The sequence below is a fragment of the Pseudomonas capsici genome, assembly GCF_017165765.1.
GTDB lineage: Bacteria > Pseudomonadota > Gammaproteobacteria > Pseudomonadales > Pseudomonadaceae > Aquipseudomonas > Aquipseudomonas capsici.
Genome location: NZ_JAFGZD010000006.1, coordinates 213,130 through 232,428 on the forward strand (window position 1 = coordinate 213,130; position 19,299 = coordinate 232,428).

The following is a 19,299-nucleotide window of genomic DNA, read 5'->3' on the forward strand; positions in this document are numbered from 1 at the left end:
GTCTCGGAGAGTTATAAGTCCACCTTCGTGTTACGCACTGGTTACGACCCGGACATCTGAACCGGACACGTTCTTAATATAGGAGTAACTAGTGCCGAGGACAGCAAGCTGATCAGCAGAGATTTTCGCTGCTGAAATGGCGGGTTGTACGATCACGAATCTGAAAATCATCTCGTGATCGTGGCACTTGTTGCGAAGCAGCTCCAAATCTAGTGGGTTACCCTTGAGGGTTCTGTCGAACCCTTTCGGCAGCGATTGCTGGTAGCGCCCCGTCAATCGATTGAAGAATTTTTCCTCGGTGTGCAGCCACTTCACTGATCGTGATGCCTGGCCGCAGCAGCGCTGATTATTCAATGGCCACATGCCATCAGTGAATATCATTTCAGGTGTACCCCGAAAAGCAGTGCTCAAACGCGCCACTCCCTCTGCCTTTATCAACCGACGATCGATGCCAAACAGTCCAATCTGAGATAAAGGTACACTGAAAGCCATCCGAATCCATCTTGGTCTATGTAAGAAATCGCGATTCGTGATCACTCGCAAAATTGATACGATTGGGGGCAAAATTGGGGGCATATTTGATATTTTCTAACTGAATATATCGTTCTAGAGCCAAGTCAAAATATTCTTCGGGGATCCTGAGAGTCTCTAAACGTTGTCGGGCAGGCTGTTTATCTGATCATTTCTGCCTTTCCACAAACCATGGAACTTCATTCACTTCCGGTGGATTGCTACATGAGTTCTACCCCACAAGACCATGACGTAGTACAAAGAGATATTGGTCCATAACAGTGAAATGGGCGCACCCTGTAGTGTGCCATATTTCGCAGGAGTTCGCTTTCCGTTTTCAAAAACACTGCAGGGCTGACCCACCGAAGAGGAAACTACGCTGGTGTCGAGCTGGCTACTGACTCCCGCCCCCTCCTTTTGCACCATGAGACACACAACAACTATCAAGCTCACATTATCTTGATGCACTAGCAATCCGGTAGAAAATCTCTGCTGCGTCGTCATCCAACTGCTCAATCTCTCTTGCAGTCAAGACTCCAATGGTGATGTCTTTAAGAAGCGAACAGTCGGAATTTACGCCCTTCTCAAGCGCAATCAAATATTCGATCTGCTTACCAACAGATTGGAGTGCCGCGCTACTCGGATATTTGGAAAGCAATTCACGACATTTTTTCTGGCCATTTTCTAGTAAATTCAATTTTTCGCTCATGGTGTAAGTACCTCAATTAGTGATTATTCGGAACAAAATATCGTGTACTGCCACCCTTTGTCTGGTATAGCTGCTTAGGCACTGCCAATATCCGCTGCCGTACTTTGAAGAGCCTGTATCACAGACAAACCGGCATCACGGGCACGGCGAGCGGCCAATGGCACTACGAGTAAAAACGAGCCTCCCCACCCGATGAATTGGCCAGACAGCTGCCCAGAGGCGCAGCAATCGTGGCCACCGCCCGACCTGAATTCATTCCTTTCCGACAACGCAGCCAACGCTCGACAGAAGGCTTTAACAGCTATGGCCAGAAGCCCCCGCAAATGGCTATGCTGCGTTCATGAACACCTCACCCCCGATCCGCAATCCCTGCCCGCCCGGCGCTTGTAACTGCGAGCGTGAAAAGCTGGACGCTCCCGATGCCGATCGGCGTATTCTGCTTCTTACCCGTGAGGAAGAAAAACGCCTGCTTGCGCGACTTGAGCGTATCGAAAGCCTCGGTGATCTGCGGCGTCTGCAGGGCAAGATCCACGATCAGTTGGGCATCCGCGTGGAGATCGCGCCGGGGTTCAATGAGGTGCGTACCATGCGCGGTATCAGCATCCATGTCCCGGAAAAGACCGGCCTGTGTCGCAAGACCCGCCAGACGATTCCGGCGGCCATTCGTCGTGGTCTGGAGAATCGCCCGGAAATCGCCTGGGAACTGCTCAATGCCCATGACTTGTTGCGTGATGCCTGAGCTATGATGCCGGCTCATACCCACAAGGAAGAATCGTTGTGCCGCTCGAAATTCGCCCTGCCCGCCCCGACGACGCCAGCCAGATCCTTGACTTCATCACTGAACTGGCCATCTACGAACGCGCCCGCCATGAAGTAGTCGCCACGGTCGAAGACATTCATCGCTCGCTGTTCGCCGAAAACGCTCCTGCCAAAGCCTTGATCTGCCTGCATGACGACAAACCGGTCGGTTTCGCCGTCTATTTCTACAGTTACTCCACCTGGCTGGGCCGCAACGGTATCTACCTTGAAGACCTGTACGTCTCGCCGGAAAACCGCAGCATCGGTGCCGGACGCGCCTTGTTGCGTCATATCGCCCGTGAGGCCGTCGCCAATGGGTGCGGACGTTTCGAATGGAGCGTGCTGGACTGGAATGAACCGGCCATCAAGTTCTACAAGGCATTGGGGGCTGCACCTCAGGACGAGTGGGTGCGCTATCGCATGGAAGGCGACGCGCTGCTGAGTTTTGCCAGGGGTGACGAGTAACCCCGTCATCGAGCTGAGCCGCAATAGCCTTGAGATAGAAGCCTGAGTCTCACCCCCTCTGCCAAGCATCCGTCATTGACGCCTTTGAACTTCAATGATTTGATGCGCGCCAGTTTCAGGTGTCCCCTGCCGCCGTGCAGGGGATTAAACGGGAAGCCGGTGCGTCACTTCCAGTGATCAGTCCGGCGCTGCCCCCGCAACGGTAAGCGAGCGAAGCATTCGACATACCACTGTGCCAAGGCATGGGAAGGTGAATGTTTCATGACCCTCGCAAGCCCGGAGACCGGCCTGCAACCTTGTTTGGCAAACCCGCGGTGGGCGGGCGCAGGCCGGTCTTCGCGGGCTTTTTGCGCCTGCGATTCCCTATGCGTTGTTCCCTCCGGGATTCATTCATTCCTGATTGGCTGGAATCGCATGTCCCGTTCTCTCCTGTTTCAAACTCTGGCGAATCGTTCGCTGCAGATCAGCCTTGTGGCACTTTCGCCTCCTGCATTGGCCGCTGACGAACCTCCCCTGGCACTGCCTTCGGTCGCCATCACCGGCAGCGCCGATACCCCAGTGACCGACCTGGCAACTCCGACAACCAGCGGTTCACGCCTGAACCTTACTGCGCTGGAAACCCCCGCCAGCACCAGCAGCCTGGACAGCCACATCATCGAAAGCCGCAACAACCTCACCGTGCAGGATGCCGTCAGCCGTTCGCCCGGCATCACCAGCATCGCATCCCCAGGTGATGGCAATACCGCGTTGTCTGCACGGGGTTTTACCGGGCACTCCTCGGTCATGACCCTGTTCGACGGTTCGCGCCTGTACACCGGAGCGGGCACCCAGACCTTCCCGGTCGATCCGTTCCTGGTCGAACGCATCGATGTGATCCGTGGCCCGGCGTCGGTGCTGTATGGCGAAGGCGCAACGGGAGCCGTGATCAACGTAGTGCCCAAAAAGCCTTTCGAGGGCGAGGTCCGCAATCGCCTGCGGCTCGGTTACGGTTCAAATGACCGTCAGCAACTGGGACTGGACAGCGGCGGTTCGCTGAGCGACACCCTGAGTTATCGCGTCACTCTGAACCAGCAGCAAAGCAACGGCTGGGTCGATAATGGCAACTCCCGCAGCCTGGCCATGAGCGCTGCATTGCGCTGGCAGGCTACCGACGACTTGAGTTTCACCCTCGCCCACGAGCGTGGCGACAGCGAGCCGATGAACTACTTCGGCACACCGCTGATCGATGGCCGCTACCGCGACAGCCTGCGTGACAAGAACTACAACCTGCGCAATGCCGTACAACGCTACAACGACGAATGGACCCGCCTGAACAGCGACTGGGCCATCAACGATAACGTCAGCGCCAGCAACCAGCTCTATTACATCAAGAGCCGCCGCCACTGGCGCAACGCCGAAACCTATACCTGGAGTAGCGCACAGGGTCAGTTGCTGCGTGGCGACTATCTGGAAATCAAGCACGATCAGGAACAGATCGGCGACCGCCAGAGCTTCACCTTCAATCACTCACTGTTCGGCCTCGACAGCCGCACGGTAGTCGGTGCCGAGTACAACAGAATTCGTTTCGACGTCAGCAACAACTCGCCCTATAACGATGTCGGCGGCGACTTCATCGATCCATGGAGCCCGGCATCCGCTGACTTCCAGAGCCTGTCGGCGTTCCGGCCGCTGGCCGAAAGCACCACCCGCACCTTTGCCCTGTTTGCCGAAAACCGTCTGCAACTGTCCGAGCGCTGGTCGCTGGTGACCGGCATCCGCCGCGACCAGAATCATATCGACCGCTATGACCAACGTGCCGACAGTCGAAGCGACCGTAGCCTCACCGGCGGCAACTGGCGCGCCGGGCTGGTGTTTGCCGTGACCGACCAACTGTCCTTGTATGGCCAGTATTCCACCAGTGAAGACGGTGTCAGCAACCTCATCAGCATGAACCCGACCCAGCAACAGATGGATCTCACCGAAGCGAAACAGACCGAGTTCGGCCTCAAGCAGCAATTCTGGGATGGTCGGGGCGAATGGACGCTGGCGGCTTATCACATCGTCAAGAAAAAGCTTCTGACCCTCGACCCGATAACACGCCTGACACAACAGGTTGGCCAGCAGTCATCCGACGGTCTGGAAGCCTCTCTGGAACTGGCACTCGACCATGACTGGCATGTGTCGGCCAACGCCTCGGTAGTGCGTGCCCGATACGACGACTTCGACGAAAACGTTGCCGGGCAAGTCGTCTCCCGTGCTGGCAATCGTCCTGCCGATGTGCCGCGCCGCACCGCCAATCTGTGGGTGAGCAAGACGCTGACCGAAGAGCTGGATGCCGGTATGGGCCTGCGCTATGTGGACCGGCGCTACGCCAACACCGCCAATACCACCTCAGTGCCGGGCTACACAGTGCTGGACGCCAATCTGGGCTGGCAGGTGCAACGCGATGTGCGCCTGGGCCTGCAACTGAACAACCTGCTCGACCGCCGCTACGCCGCATCGCAGTACAACAACGGGCAGCAGTGGCTGATGGGCGAGCCTCGCTCGTTCTTCGTAACGGCTGATTACAGCTTCTGATCCTGCTGGCGGCAGGCATACAACCTGTCGCCAGCCGACCTGGAGATCGAGCATGTCCACCCTGCATATCAAGCGCCTGAACTGGGCTGCGCCACAGGGCCAGGGGCAACACTGGCAACTCGAAGACATCGACCTGCACATCGGACAAGGCGAGTTCGTGGGGCTGATCGGCCCCAACGGCAGCGGCAAAACCAGCCTGCTGCGCTGTGCCTATCGATTCAACGAGCCGGACAGTGGCGCGCTGCACCTCGACAGGCAGAATATCTGGCAACAGACACCTCGCTGGAGCGCTCAGCGCATGGCTGTGATGATGCAAGAGTTTCCTCAGGAGTTCGGCCTGACCGTAAAAGATGTCGTGGCCATGGGGCGTACGCCTCATCAGAGCTGGTTTGACGGCGAAAGCGCCGAAGACCTTGCATTGATAGACACGATCTTGAAACAGGTAGGTCTGCAAGAACTCCGCGACCACTCGTTCGCATCACTCTCGGGCGGCGAAAAACAGCGAGCATTGCTGGCCCGGGCACTGGTGCAACAACCCGGTCTGCTGATTCTGGATGAGCCTGCCAACCATCTCGATCCCCGTTACCAACTGGAGCTGCTGCACTACTTGCGGCAACTGAAAATCAGCACACTGGCCAGCTTTCATGACCTCAATCTGGCTGCGGCTTTCTGCGACCGGTTGTATGTCATCGACCACGGCCGGATCGTTGCCAGTGGCACACCGACCGAAGTTCTGACCGAGCAGCGGCTGCTGCATGTATTCGGCGTCCACGCTCTGGTGGATACCCATCCACTGGCCCCTCACCCACGCATTACCTGGATCAGCCCATCATGACCCGAGCCCTGGCCTGCCTGATATTACTTGCTGCCCTGCCCCTGGCTGCGGCCGCCGATAATTTCCCTCTGACCGTCAAGAGTTGTGGCCGCGAGGTGACTTTCGATCATCCGCCACAACGGGCCGTCAGCCATGACATCAACCTGACCGGCATGCTGCTTGCCCTCGGCTTGCGCCCACGCATGGTTGGCTATACCGGCATCACCGGCTGGAAAACCCTCGACCCGGCCCTGCGCGAGGCTCTGGACGGTCTGCCCGAGCTGGCAGAGCGTTATCCGTCGGTGGAAAACCTGCTGGATGCCAATGCCGACTTTTTCTTTGCGGGCTGGAGCTATGGCATGCGCGTCGCAGGCCCAGTGACGCCACAAACCCTGCAACCGTTCGGCATTCCCGTGTATGAACTGAGCGAATCCTGCTCGCGGATCATGGCTCAGCGCGAAGCCAGCCTGGATGATCTGTACCGCGACCTGCATAACCTGGGACGAATCTTCGATGTCCAAGAGCGCGCCGATACGGTGATCGCAGGCCTGCAACAACGGGTCGCGCAGATCACCTCCAGACTGGGCCAGATACGGCAACGCCCGCGGGTGTTCCTGTATGACAGTGGCGAAGACCGACCCGCGACCTCTGGAAAACTGGGGATGCCGCAGGCCTTGATCGAAGCGGCTGGTGGACAGAATGTCATGGACGATGTGGCCGCCAGCTGGACTCAGGTCAGTTGGGAAAGCGTGGTGGAACGCAACCCGCAGATGATCGTGATCGTCGACTATGGCCCGACCTCCTGGCAGCACAAACGTGACTTCCTTTTGCAGAACGCAGCCTTGAGCAGTGTCGAAGCCATCCGCCAGAAACGGTTCATGGTGCTGCCCTATGTTGCTGTGACGCCCTCGGTCGATAACGCCGAAGCCATCGAAAAACTGGCCGCTGAGCTGCATCCCGAACTGTTCGACGGAGCCAAGCAGTGAAGCCTGTACGAAGCGTGGCCGGCTATCGCTGGCTGATCGGCGGCCTGTTCATTCTATTGGCGCTGTCGTGCCTGATCTCCCTGGGCTTCGGCTCGGCACGGGTGCCATTGGCCAAGGTGCTGGGCATTGTTTTGCAACAAGCCGGCTTCGATAGCGTGGTGGACTGGAGCAAGGGCCAGGCACAAATCATCTGGCTGATCCGCGCTCCCCGGGTATTGCTCGGCGCACTGGTGGGAGCGGGGCTCGCACTGGTCGGCACTGCATTGCAGGCGGTGACCCGCAATCCACTGGCTGACCCGCACCTGCTGGGCGTCAGTTCCGGCGCGGCGCTCGGGGCGGTGGTCGCAGTATTGTATCTGGGTGAGTTCATTGGGGTATTCAGTCTGCCGCTGGCTGCCTTTGTCGGCGCATTGGGCAGCATGTTGCTGGTCCTGGCCGTCGCCAGCAGGCACGGACGCCTGGAAAGCGAACGCTTGCTGCTGGCCGGGGTTGCGGTGTCCTTCGTGCTGATGGCGCTGGTCAACCTGTTGCTCTATACCGGCGACCAGCATGCCGCCAACTCCGTGATGTTCTGGATGCTCGGTGGCCTGGGGCTGGCGCGCTGGGAGCTGCTCTGGCTGCCGGGCGTCTGTGTAGCAGGTGGTTTCATTGTGCTGCTGAGTCTGGCCCGTGCTCTCAATGCATTGATGAGTGGCGAACAGACAGCTGTCAGCCTGGGCTTCAACACCCGACATGCGCGCTGGCAGGTCTTCGTCAGTACCTCGTTGCTGACTGGCGTGCTGGTGTCGCTCTCCGGTGCCATAGGTTTCGTCGGTCTGATGTTGCCGCACATGGCGCGTCGTCTGGTGGGAGCCGAACATCGCAGGCTGCTCCCGGTCAGTGCCCTGCTGGGTGCCTTGTTCATGATCTGGGTAGATGTCGCAGCCCGCACACTGATTGCACCACAGGACCTGCCCATCGGCATCGCCACTGCTGCCATTGGCGGCGTGTTTTTCATAGTGCTGATACGTCGATAGAGAACGAGCCTCCTCTCCCCACACACCAGGCCGTGCTTTTCATGCTTCAATAGCCCGGAAGCAGAAAACTGGCAGCGACCTCTGTTCATATTTACTGAACAGAGGCCATGTGGCGTGTATGCGGTATTTCCCGCACAAGGTTGTGACATTCATGAATACACGATTCGTTGAGACCTTCATTCTGTTGGCCCATGTGGGTAGCGTTCGTCAGGTTGCCAAACAGATGCACACCACACCCGGCGCCATCTCCATGCGTGTGCGCAAGCTGGAAGCGGAACTCGGGATTGTGCTCTTCAACTGGGACCACAAGACCCTTCAGATCACCGCTCAAGGTGCCAGCCTGCTGCCTCATGCGGAGCGTCTGCTGCAAGCCACTCAAGCCTTTCAGCGTGCGGCTGGTTCTCCAGCCAGGGAACTGGGCCGAATCCGGATTGCGGTCATCGAGACGGTCGTCCATACCTTTCTGCCGGACTTCATGAAGTTGATGAGCCGGGCAATGCCCGATGTCACCATCGATCTTTCGGTTGAACTGACCTCGAACGCAAAAGAGCAACTGATGCGACGCGATGTCGACCTGATCATTCAGGTCATCGCCGATGACAGCGATAATCCCTTTGCCATTACCAAACCCATTGCAGAGCTGCCCATCCATTGGGTCGCACGTCCGCGAGCTGTACCGGCACGGGATAGGGTCCGCAAGGTTTTGAGCAGGCAAATGCTGACGCAAATGCGTGGCTCGGCACCTTATGAGTCTGCAGTTTCCATTGCACAGCAGTTGGCATCGGAGCATGGGGTATTGGCCAGCGAATTGCGCATATCCGGCTCACCGTCCCTGGCGGCACTGGTATCGCTGGTGAAGGAAGGCGTGGGTGTGGCGATCATGCCGGGCATTCTGGTCAAGGACAGCCTGGAACAGGGCGAGTTGCAGGAGCTTCCTCTACCCAGCCCGCCCTCATTCAAAATCGCCACATCCCATATGAAAAACGCATCGCCTCTTGTGTCAGAAGTGGCAGAGATCGTGCACAAGGTCTGCCGAACCTACTGCAAACGCCAGGGGGAACACTGGATCATCAGCCATGGATGATTCTTCTGTTCAGTTAAATTGAACAGGCATGACGATTATTGTTGGATAGACACTGCCAGTGAACTGCTCAAAGAATGACTCCACCACTTCGTACTCATGGAGTCTTCACGATGAGCAATCCCTGGAACAATCCCGCCGAATTTCGCGCCGCCGTTCGGGCAGGCCTGCATACCGGGCCGACCGCAGATGTTTGCCCTGGCTACACCCAGGGGAATCTGGCCATTCTGCCTCGCGAATACGCCGATGAGTTCTTGCGATTTGCCCGCCTCAATCCAAAGTCCTGCCCGATTATCGGGATGACCGAACCGGGAGACAGCCGGGTTCCGGAACTGGGTAGCGTGGACCTGATGGCCGATGTGCCCGCTTATTGCGTGTTTCGCGATGGCGAGCAGGTCGATGAAGTCTCAGATCTGAAAGGTCTATGGAACGATGACCTGGTAGGTTTTGTGATTGGCTGCTCCTTTTCCTTCGAAGGCGCGCTTCTGGATGCAGGCGTCCCGATTCGCCATATCGAACAGGGCACCAACGTTCCGATGTACGTTTCCAATATTGAAAATGGCAAGGCTGGCCGTTTCGGCGGGACCACCGTGGTCAGCATGCGCCCGATGACTCCGGCACAGGCCATCCGGGCAGTGCAGGTCACCTCCCGCTTTCCGAGCGTCCATGGAGCACCCGTCCACCTGGGCGATCCTTCCCTGATTGGTATCAACGATGTAGATGTACCCGACTTCGGCGAGCGCTCAATCATCCGCCCAGGCGAGATCCCGGTGTTCTGGGCCTGCGGCGTAACCCCTCAGCAAGCGATCCGCAGCGCACGTCCCTCGTTCGCCATTACCCACAAACCGGGGCATATGGTGGTGACCGATATTCTCAATAGTCATCTCGCGGTTTTTTAATCCAGACTGTCGACACCTCGCCCTCTGATAACGAGACATGAGGCTATCTTCTACACTTCTGTGACTCCCTGCAGATCATTGAGATTCTGCAGGGCATTTCCTTTTCCCGTGTTCAGTTATCAAAGCAGAGGCTGTAGCATCCCGTGACGCGCATGCGGCGCAAGCCCCGGAGATAGAGAGATGGCACATTCACTTCAATATCAGGTGTCAGACTCCATTCGTGGCATCGAGAACGAAGTCGGCCGGCTGCTGGATCTGGTGCCCATGCTCAAGGAAGCCGGCAATGAAGAGCTGGCCGCGAAAGTTGCCCAGCAGGCGCATAAACTGCTTGAAGTGGCGGTGGCGTTGAGGATGGCTTTGGCGGATTGAATTGCAGCGGAAAAAACACTGCAATAAACACATGATCGCTGTATACGCCCTCTTTTTATAACAAATCTGCATCCAATAAAACTGCGCTAAAAACCGGCTCATGATTTTTCATGTCGGCTCGGACACTTTTTTGTATAAAAATTGACGAAAACATCACTTTGCCATTACTGTGGCGCCCTTCGGCAGCATCATTGCTTGGCCAACGGATTGAATTACAAGGGAATGTAAAGCATGCAGGGTGCGCTGCTTCGTACGGGCAAAAGTGACGAATTCATTGCTGTAGGCGAAACCGGGCAACCCGTTTACAAAGCCGCTCTACAGTTGATCGCAGCCCTCACCCGCAGAGATCCCTCCCTGGCCAGATTCCTTGCCGTGCCCAAGAGCAACGAGCAAGGCAGTGTGATCGACTGGTATAGCCCGGTCCAAGGCGACGTGGTGCCCTGGAGTTCGGCAAGCGAAGACGAACGCGACGAAGCCAGATCACAACTGCATCAATTCAAAGATGCAATCGCTGTCATGAGCAAGGCCTTGGTTCAGGCCGCAAACAAGAATGAACAAAGAGACCAGATAATCTTTGGAAAACTGCTGGGGCTGATACCTCATGCACCTGCCGAAGACTATCTGTACCTGGTCCAGACAACCCGTACTGATAACAACGGCGTTAACGAATACTACATGCAGCCGGTGTTGACGTTCTGGGGTTTCGTGCAGAGCGAAGCTGAGCGACATCTTGATCCGCTGCACTTTCTGAGCCAGAGCACGATTGCATCTGACCTCTCCTCTTCACTGAATCCGGCATCTGCTGCAAGTGTGGACAACCCGCAGATTGCAGACACATCTTTCATACCTGGTCAGCCTAATGCATTGCTTCGCACAGGCAAAAGTGACGAACTTATGGCCCTGGGTGAAACCGGGCAAGCGGCATACAAAGCCGCCTTGCAGCTCATTTCTGCACTCGCCCGTAAAGATCCCTCTCTGGCCAGATTCCTTGCCGTACCCCAAAGCAACGAACAAGGCAGTGTCATTGACTGGTATAGCCCGGTTCCGGGCGATGTGGTGCCGTGGAGTTCAGCAAACGAAGACGAGCGCAGCGCAGCACGGATTCAACTGGCCCGCTTCAAGGAAAACATCGCTGCAATGAGCCAGGCTCTGGTGCAGGCCGGTAAAAAGAATGGGCAAAGTGACCAGACCATCTTTGGCAAATTGCTGGGGCTGGTTTCTCATGTTCCAGACGAAAGCTACGTGTATCTTGTCCAGACAACACGCACCAACGCAAACGGTGAAAAAGAATCCTGCATCCAGCCGGTGCTAACCTTCTGGGGGTTCGTCAAGACTGAAACGGATCGTAATCGTGAGCCGTTGTACTTTCTGACACACCAGCCAAAGGCTACTGCCCCCTTACTCGCCTCGACACCCTCTGCAAGTGCGGTGCCTCCCGGGATAACAGCCACGCCTGTTGTACCCCGCCCATGGTGGCAGCGCTTCTGGTGGTTATGGCCACTGCTACTCTTGATGCTGGCCTTGCTGTTGTTCGGCCTGCTTCGTGGTTGCCTACCAGCGGCCACTTTGCCTGTGGGCGGTCTGTCAGTGCCTCCCACGGGTATCTCCACACCCACAAACACCATCGGTGCAGGTCAATCCCTTGTAGAGGGTGTGGCGCTCAATGGCTCGACACTGCCATCGATCGGAACCACTGTCAGCGCGCCTCAGCTCCAAACTGCCGAACCCGTATCGACAATCCCTGCGCCAACAGTGGCTGAGCCGACAGTGCATGAGTCTCAAACCAGCGCAACCGCTGTTTCCGAATCCCCGGTCGCACCTGAACTGCCAGCAGAACAACCGGCAACCGGTGCTCAGACACTGCAATCCGGAACGCCTGGCGAACCGCTGAGCATTCCGCAGGACACAGCCGAAGGCCCTGCCTATTTCCTCAACGGCAACTACCGTGCAGGTGCAGGCATCATGGATGCCAAGACTTCCAGACCGTTGCGCCTCCAGTACGCATTCGAGAAGGGCAAGGGCAATGTCACTATCCGCCGTCCTGACGGAGTGTCTTGCACCGGCTCAGTCAATGCCGCCATGAATGGTGCAAGCCTGGGCATCAAAAGCGAAGATCAGGCCAACTGCACCGACGGCAGTCGCTATGACATGCCACAAGTATCCTGCAAGCCGGGCGCCCAAAGCATCGCAGACTGCCAGGGCAACTACGGCAACACTCAATTCCCCATGTCCATGCGGCGCGAATAAAGGCTGTACCCATGCTGCCAGAACTGACGCAATTCGAAGAAACCGTCCACTTGATCAATGACAGCGGGCTCCAGTTTATGGACTTCGCGGTCAAGCTTGATGTGCGTAACGAGCCCGCCGGGCGCTTTGCCAGGATGGGCAACACCCTGATCGCACGTCTGTTGCAGAATCAGGAAACCAAACAGTACTTCCACTTCGGTCCGGTGGGCACCGCCAGCCAGTCTGGCGAGAGGCTGGCACAGTCACAGGCTCAGGAACGTCTGATCAGCGAAGTCGACGACGAAGACCTGACGCTGAGTATGCAGACCAGTCTCAGGCTGCTCGATGGATTGTGGCTGCCCGTGCCTTTCTTTCGCTTCCTGCCGCCAGAGCGTTATGACGAAGGCCCTACCAACTGGGCAAGGGCGCGCCTGGTCGAACTAGAGCAAGCCGATGTAGATGGCAACACTCACCGTCTGACACTGGCCTTCGACACTCGCGCCATGAGCTCGGCAGCTGGCATGCAGTACCTGGCGCCGACCCGTGACGACATCAATGCCGGTTCATCTTTCCGCCTGGCATGCCACGCACGTCAGAGCCGCTGGTTTCTGGATCAGAAATGGGTGCAGGACTGGCTGACGGAAATCTATCGCGAAGGCAACAAACACCGCCCCAGCGAAGACATCGACGAGGAACTGGTCGAACAACGTCATATTGGTCACTACCTGAACCTGCTGAGTCTGATGGCCCGGCCGATTCCCGAGCAGCGCACCAGCGAGTCCGCACGTATCGAGGTGCCGGAGGTCAAGCTTACCGCCAACGGCGTCGACTCCATCGATCCCCCCATTCCGGTAGATCTGGTGCTGGACGTCGGCAACTCAAGGACCTGCGGAATACTGATCGAAAATCACGGGCAATCCGGCGACGGGATGAAGCACAACTACATCCTGCAGATCCGTGACCTTGTTCGTTCCGAACGGGTTTACAACCAGCCATTCGAGAGCCGGATCGAGTTTTCCCAAGCCGCCTTCGGCAAAGAAAACTTTTCGGTGCAAAGCGGACGCCATGACGCTTTCCAGTGGCCGACCATCGCCCGCGTCGGGGTTGAAGCCGGACGCTTATCCGCTCGTCGCCGTGGCACTGAGGGCTCGACCGGCCTGTCAAGCCCCAAGCGTTACCTGTGGGATGAAAACGCCTACACCCACGGTTGGCGCTTCAACAACTCCTACGTGCAGACCGACAGTGAACCCAAAGCCACTGCTGCGCCCTTCTCGCACAAGATCACCAAGCTGGGACAGGCGTTCTACAAGCTCAAGAACGAGGATGATCGCCTGCCCGCGTTCTCCCCGCAGTACTCACGCAGCTCGCTGATGACGTTCATGCTCGCCGAGGTGCTGACTCAGGCCTTGTTGCAGATTAACAGCCCGGCGCAGCGGACTCGCATGGGGCACACTCAGCGGCCACGCCAGTTGTCCAGTATTACTCTGACTGTGCCGCCGGGCATGCCGCAGGTCGAGCGCAGTCTGCTCAATGACCGTCTGTTGCAAGCCCTGGCGCTGGTCTGGAAGTGCATGGGCTGGCACGAAGGCGACCTCGACCCGGTCAAAGCCAAAGGTCTCAACTCCCCAGTACCAGCGCCCCGAGTTCCACTGCCAAGGGTGAAAGTGGAATGGGATGAAGCAACCTGTGGCCAACTGGTTTACCTGTACACCGAAATCCGTGAAAACTTTGCCGGTCATGCTCAGGAGTTCTTCGACACCCTGGCACGCCCAGACAAGACCAACCGGGAACAGATCACTCTGGCCAGCATCGATATCGGTGGCGGCACCACTGATCTGGTCATCACCGACTACGCGCTGGAGCGCGGTGCCGAACAGGCAAGCGGCAGTAACGTGTCGATCATTCCCCAGCAGCGCTTTCGCGACAGTTTCAAGATCGCCGGTGATGACATCCTGCTGGACATCATCCAGCGCTTCGTACTGCCGCCGCTGGAACAGGCACTCAAGGATTTCGGCGTGGTATCACCGCGCTCGCTGCTTTCGCGCTTGTGCGGCGATGAAAGCACCAGTGCCCAGGACGCCATTCTGCGTCAGCAATTGAACCTGCAAGTATTCGTGCCCCTGGGCCTGCGCCTGCTCAAGGACTACGAGGCATACGATCCGGAACTGCCAAGCCCGGTTCATGACTACAGCTTCGCCGAGCTACTGGAAAAAGATGCGATCAGCGAACGTATCCAGGAATACGTGGCCGGGGGCGTACGCCGCATCGACGGAGGACGAGACGGTTTTGATCTGGGTAAAGTCATGCTGCGCATCGATTTGCCAGCCATTCATCAAGCCTTCCTCAAAGGCCAGATCAACCTCAGCAAGATTCTCGATGCCCTGTGCGAAGTGGTATTCCAGTACCCTTGCGACGCGCTGCTGCTGACCGGGCGCCCATCGCGCCTGCCAGGTGTGCAGGCTTACATACGCCGAAAAGTGCCGCTGCCCCCGGGACGCATCGTCCCCATGAACGGTTATCGCACCGGCGGCTGGTACCCGTTCCACCGCAATGGCCAGATAGACGACCCCAAAAGTACGGCAGCCGTTGGCGCCATGCTGTGCCTGCTCAGCGAGCAGCGCAAAGTGTCGAACTTCTATTTCAGCGTTGGCCGCCTCAAACCGTACTCGACCATGCGTCATATCGGCAAGCTGGACGAAAACAATCTGGTCATCGATCACGACATGCTCTATCGGGACGTGATCAAGAGCAATGCCCAAGGCAACGAATTCCTGCAATTGCACGACCCGCAGCTCGACGGCCCACAACTGCGTGTACTGGGCAAAACTCGCCTGGGGTATCGCCAATTGAATGCCGAGCGCTGGGTTGCCACGCCCCTGTATCTGATCGAACTCACTGAGCGCGGCACTCGCAAGCTGGTAGGCAAGCCCACTACAGATGGCAAAGAAGCCTGCCTGCTGTTGCGTTTTCGAGTAGAGAGCGCCGACGCAGAGCGAAGCGACGCCGACATCATCGCCGAAACCCTGGGGATCGACGACAACATCGAAAGCAACGTCCTGGATCAATCCTTCGACCGCAAGGACGTGAGGCTGCAGCTTTACACCATGTTGAGCGCCGAAGGCGGTGCCTCCAACTATTGGCTCGACAGCGGGAGCGTGAGTCCGAAATGACTACTCTGACCACCGAACAGATCAAACTTGCACACGAATGGACATCGGTACACAAAGGCGCAGGCCTGGCCCTGGATTGGGTGGAAGACGTAGCCGAAAAAGTCGAGGAAGTGGCGGCCAAGGCCGTGACGCTCAACCGTGACCTGCACCGTGCCCGCAATCTGGCCCGCAGCCTGGGTCGTGTGTCCACAACGCCTATGGGCATCGGCTTCTTCGGCTTGTCCCAGGCGGGCAAGAGTTATCTGATTTCAGCCCTTGCCGCCGACCACAAGGGCCAGCTTCTGACCCAGTTCGGCACCCAGTCACTGGACTTCATCAAGCATGTAAACCCGGTGGGCGGCGGCAAGGAGGCCACCGGTCTGGTCACTCGCTTTACGCGCCGCGCCGACCCTGGCAAGGACCCTCAGTTTCCAGTGGAGTTGCGGCTGTTTCGTGAGGTCGAGATCGCCATTATTCTGGCCAATGCCTGGTTCGAGGACTTCGACCATCAGCGTCTGAACAGCCAGATCACAGACGCGCATATCGACGCTCTGCTGCAGCGGTTTGAAGATCACACTGCCACGCAACCGACGCCGGGTGTCAACAGTGACGATGTCGTCCTGCTCTGGGATTACCTGGAACATAACTACCCCAATGCCGTGCGTCCGTTGAATGCCCGCTACTGGCAACGGGTGGTCAAGCTGGCGCCAAGGCTGTCGGTTCGTGAACGCGCCCAGTTGTTCTCGCTGTTGTGGGGCGGCATCAACAAGATGACCGAAACCTACGAGCAACTGGCAACCGCCCTGCACCGCCTGGGTCTGGCCGAAACGGTCTTCGCACCGATCACGGCACTGGTCAGCCAGCGTGACGGCCAGATGGTCCAGACCAACAGCATCATCAACGTGGACATCCTCAGCCGCCTGGGCGGCAGCGGGGACAGTGCACTGGAAGTACGCCCGGCCCATGAAGCCAACCTGGGGACGCCGGTATCGGTCAGCAGAGCCGAACTGGCAGCACTCACCAACGAGCTGATTTTCCGTCTGGACAACGAACCGGCCAACTCTATCGTCAACAGCGTCGATCTTCTGGACTTCCCCGGCTATCGCAGTCGCCAGAAGCTGATGAGCATCGATGAAGCAAGTGAGGTGGACAGCAGCGGCGCAACCAACAACCCGGTTGCAAAACTGCTGCTGCGCGGCAAGGTTGCCTACCTGTTCGAACGCTACACCAATGAGCAGGAAATGAACGCGCTGGTCATGTGCACCAGCAGCTTCAAGCAGAGCGAAGTGGTCAGCGTGGGGCCGGTGCTCAGGAGCTGGATCGACAAGACTCAGGGCGCCAGTGCCCAGGAGCGCGATGGCCGTGCCAGCGGGTTGATCTGGGCCTTGACCATGTGTGACGGCTTCATCGGCGGCGCGCTGAACGGCGAAATCGTGCAGTTCCCCGAGTCCTGCGACAACATGCTCAAGCTGACCATGATCGAGCGCTTCGGCAACGAAGAGTGGATGAAACAGTGGGGCAACACGCCTTTCAAGAACACCTATCTGGTGCGCAAGCCACGCTTCAAGACGAGCTTTATCGACCTGTCAGCAGATGGTGAAGAACTCGGTTTCAACGACTCATCCAGAGTTGCCTTGCAGGCTTTGCAGGAAGCATTCGGCAACAACGAACTGGTCAAGCGCCATGTCGCCGAACCGCTGGATGCCTGGCAAGCGATGCTCAAGCTCAACGATGGCGGCATGAGCCGCTTCAGTAACGCCTTCACTCCAGTGGCCAATATCAACTTCAAGCTGCAGCGTATCTCAGAACAGCTGGAGGACTTGATGGTGAAGTTGCTGCCGCGTCTGGAGGAATACTACGAGGCCGGTGGCGAAGACGAACGGGCCAAGAAAAAAGCCATCGCCAATCTGATCGTGCGCCCCTTCGCCACCACCAAGCACGGTAAATACGTACTGGGTGAACTGCTCGCCTACATGGCGGTGCCGGAAGATCAGTTGCGCGATCTCTATCTGAACGGAGACTTCGACAGCCCGACTACCGAAGCCATCGAGGCGGCCCCGGCGGATAGTGCCCCAGAAGTGGAATACGACATTTTCGGCGACGCTGTGACCCCGGCAGCCGAAGCACCACCTGTTACAGTGGCGGTACCGCAATACCAGAGTCATGAGCATCGCTTTGCCCGCGCGGCATTCAACCTGTGGGCAACGCACTTGCGTGGCCTCAGCCGTCGCCAGCATTTGCTGGACCAGTTGGAGCTGCCGTCCGACGCCATTGCCTTGCTGGTCAAGGAACTGGTGGTCTGCGCCGAACGTCTGGACCTGCCCTTGCAGCTAAGCCAGGCCTTGCTCAAGCGTGCCCAGAGTGGTGTGCGCAGAGAAAACCTGGTTCAGCGCCAGGTGCTGACTGCACAACTGTTGCTCGACGATTTTACCGCCTGGTTCGGTCATACCGCACAGCCTGCCAGCCAACGGCCTACCGGCCTGCTGGGCGCAAAGCAGCCGCTGTTTTCTTTCTATCAGAAGGAAATGCCCGGTCGCTTCCCGCTTCTGGCACCGCAAGCAGACGACCAGAGCGTGATCTTCGCCGACGACTGGATTTCCGGTATTGCCATTCACACCCAGAACAATGTGGGCCATCGCAAGGGCAAAGAAATCACGCCCGAGCAGAATGAGGCCCTGGGCCGCGTCATCCAGGCCTTCAAAGCGAGATAATTCATGTCCATCACGATCAAGCTCACTCCCCTGGCCAATCCGGCCCCCGGACGCGCCTTTCTCCAAGTACGTGGTTGGGAGCATGATGCTGGCAACCTGGAGTTCGCCATCCAGCGCAATCAGGATGATTACTACCTGCAGCACAACCAGCAATGGGGCAATGCGCCTTGCTGGTTCGCTCAGCACTTTGTAGAAGATGCCGACGGCAACTCGATAAGCTATGAGGCTGGCCCGGAAATCGTCGATCCGCTGCTGAGTTCAGTGACGAGCATATTCAACTTTCGCCTGCGCAGTCCGGACGGCAGCGCCGAAGATGAAAACCCCATGCGCCTTGCTCCCGGCCTGAACTCATCTCTGGCGGTGAGTGCAACCAATGTGGGAGCAGCGCAAACAACTGTCAGCCTTGGCCAGCCTCAGGCAATACCACAACCGGTTGTCGAACCCGTAACCGAACAGCCAGAAGAAGTACAACCGCTGCCCGCCCCCATCGCCGAACCACCGACACCAGCCAAAAGCCGCACGGCCCTGTTGCTGATCGGTGTTCTGGTCTTGCTGGCTATCGCGGCGGGATTGTGGTTCTGGCTCAAGCAGCCGGTGACTCCCGAACCCGTTGCACCTGTAGCAACTCCGACAGTCACGGTGCCTGCACCGACAGTAGCCGCAGCACCATGCAGCGTCGAAGCTTTGAGCAACGAGACTGAACTGAACTTTGTCCAGGGCTGCATCAAACAGGCACCCGACAGCGCGACTCTGCTCAAGGTCATCGAGCTGGCCAAAGCCAACAAACAATGTGGCGTCGCGCAACGGCTGTACGCCAACCGTGCCCAGGCAGGCAATGTCGAAGTGGCTCAGGCCTATGCTCGCGAGTACGACCCCAAGTACCTGCAACCCAGCGCCTGCTTCACCACTGCGGACAATGCCACTGCCGCTTACTGGTACGAAACCATCCTCAGTTATCAGGCCGACAACGCCGAAGCAGCAGAGCGTCTGAAGGAGCTCAAGCCGTGATC

15 protein-coding genes and 1 riboswitch are annotated in these 19,299 nt (G+C 57.9%); of the genes, 13 read left to right on the top strand and 2 right to left on the bottom strand.

Annotation, left to right across the window (positions count from 1 at the left end):
* Nucleotides 1–30: 30 nt before the first annotated feature.
* Together JSY17_RS10770 and JSY17_RS10775 are read right to left on the bottom strand one after the other, a co-directional pair.
* Entirely contained in the window at nt 31–492 is a 462-nt protein-coding gene (locus JSY17_RS10770) for a hypothetical protein (protein ID WP_232849396.1), read from the bottom strand.
* Between the two features lie 472 nt (nt 493–964).
* On the bottom strand, nt 965–1,219 hold the full coding sequence (locus tag JSY17_RS10775; protein WP_206401719.1) for an immunity protein Tsi6 family protein: 255 nt from the start codon (nt 1,217–1,219) through the stop codon (nt 965–967).
* 340 nt (nt 1,220–1,559) lie between these two features.
* On the opposite strand from JSY17_RS10775, the gene JSY17_RS10780 reads away from it, so the two are divergent.
* From JSY17_RS10780 to JSY17_RS10845, 13 genes are all read left to right on the top strand, one after another.
* Nucleotides 1,560–1,958: a hypothetical protein gene (locus JSY17_RS10780; protein ID WP_201012112.1), complete on the top strand. Its 399-nt coding sequence runs from the start codon at nt 1,560–1,562 to the stop codon at nt 1,956–1,958.
* Between the two features lie 38 nt (nt 1,959–1,996).
* Nucleotides 1,997–2,482 (top strand): GNAT family N-acetyltransferase, encoded by a 486-nt coding sequence (locus tag JSY17_RS10785; protein WP_117181901.1) that lies wholly within the window; start codon nt 1,997–1,999, stop codon nt 2,480–2,482.
* A 100-nt stretch (nt 2,483–2,582) separates the two neighbouring features.
* Nucleotides 2,583–2,788, top strand: a riboswitch (cobalamin riboswitch).
* Between the two features lie 108 nt (nt 2,789–2,896).
* Nucleotides 2,897–5,038, top strand: a complete 2,142-nt coding sequence (locus tag JSY17_RS10790) for a TonB-dependent receptor (RefSeq protein WP_206401721.1) — start codon at nt 2,897–2,899, stop codon at nt 5,036–5,038.
* Nucleotides 5,039–5,090: 52 nt separating this feature from the next.
* Entirely contained in the window at nt 5,091–5,873 is a 783-nt protein-coding gene (locus JSY17_RS10795) for an ABC transporter ATP-binding protein (protein WP_117185478.1), read from the top strand.
* Nucleotides 5,867–6,838, top strand: a complete 972-nt coding sequence (locus JSY17_RS10800) for an ABC transporter substrate-binding protein (protein ID WP_206401781.1) — start codon at nt 5,867–5,869, stop codon at nt 6,836–6,838. Before JSY17_RS10795 ends, JSY17_RS10800 begins: the two co-directional genes overlap by 7 nt.
* Before the next feature lie 14 nt (nt 6,839–6,852).
* Nucleotides 6,853–7,854 carry a FecCD family ABC transporter permease gene (locus JSY17_RS10805; RefSeq protein WP_206401782.1) on the top strand — a complete coding sequence of 334 codons (1,002 nt, stop codon included), beginning with the start codon at nt 6,853–6,855 and terminating at the stop codon, nt 7,852–7,854.
* 151 nt (nt 7,855–8,005) lie between these two features.
* Nucleotides 8,006–8,938: a LysR family transcriptional regulator gene (locus JSY17_RS10810; RefSeq protein ID WP_117181928.1), complete on the top strand. Its 933-nt coding sequence runs from the start codon at nt 8,006–8,008 to the stop codon at nt 8,936–8,938.
* A gap of 110 nt (nt 8,939–9,048) precedes the next feature.
* A complete protein-coding gene (locus JSY17_RS10815; RefSeq protein ID WP_117165700.1) occupies nt 9,049–9,834 on the top strand; it encodes a putative hydro-lyase in 786 nt (261 codons plus the stop codon).
* 180 nt (nt 9,835–10,014) lie between these two features.
* Nucleotides 10,015–10,203 carry a hypothetical protein gene (locus tag JSY17_RS10820; protein WP_117165598.1) on the top strand — a complete coding sequence of 63 codons (189 nt, stop codon included), beginning with the start codon at nt 10,015–10,017 and terminating at the stop codon, nt 10,201–10,203.
* A 231-nt stretch (nt 10,204–10,434) separates the two neighbouring features.
* Nucleotides 10,435–12,450: an SrfA family protein gene (locus tag JSY17_RS10830; RefSeq protein ID WP_232849398.1), complete on the top strand. Its 2,016-nt coding sequence runs from the start codon at nt 10,435–10,437 to the stop codon at nt 12,448–12,450.
* Nucleotides 12,451–12,461: 11 nt separating this feature from the next.
* The gene (locus JSY17_RS10835; RefSeq protein WP_206401726.1) at nt 12,462–15,599 is read left to right on the top strand and encodes a virulence factor SrfB; all 3,138 of its coding nucleotides are present in this window, start codon (nt 12,462–12,464) and stop codon (nt 15,597–15,599) included.
* Nucleotides 15,596–18,289, top strand: coding sequence for a putative virulence factor (locus tag JSY17_RS10840; protein ID WP_206401727.1), 2,694 nt, complete (start codon nt 15,596–15,598; stop codon nt 18,287–18,289). Before JSY17_RS10835 ends, JSY17_RS10840 begins: the two co-directional genes overlap by 4 nt.
* Before the next feature lie 3 nt (nt 18,290–18,292).
* On the top strand, nt 18,293–19,297 hold the full coding sequence (locus JSY17_RS10845) for a hypothetical protein (protein ID WP_206401728.1): 1,005 nt from the start codon (nt 18,293–18,295) through the stop codon (nt 19,295–19,297).
* Nucleotides 19,298–19,299: the final 2 nt, after the last annotated feature.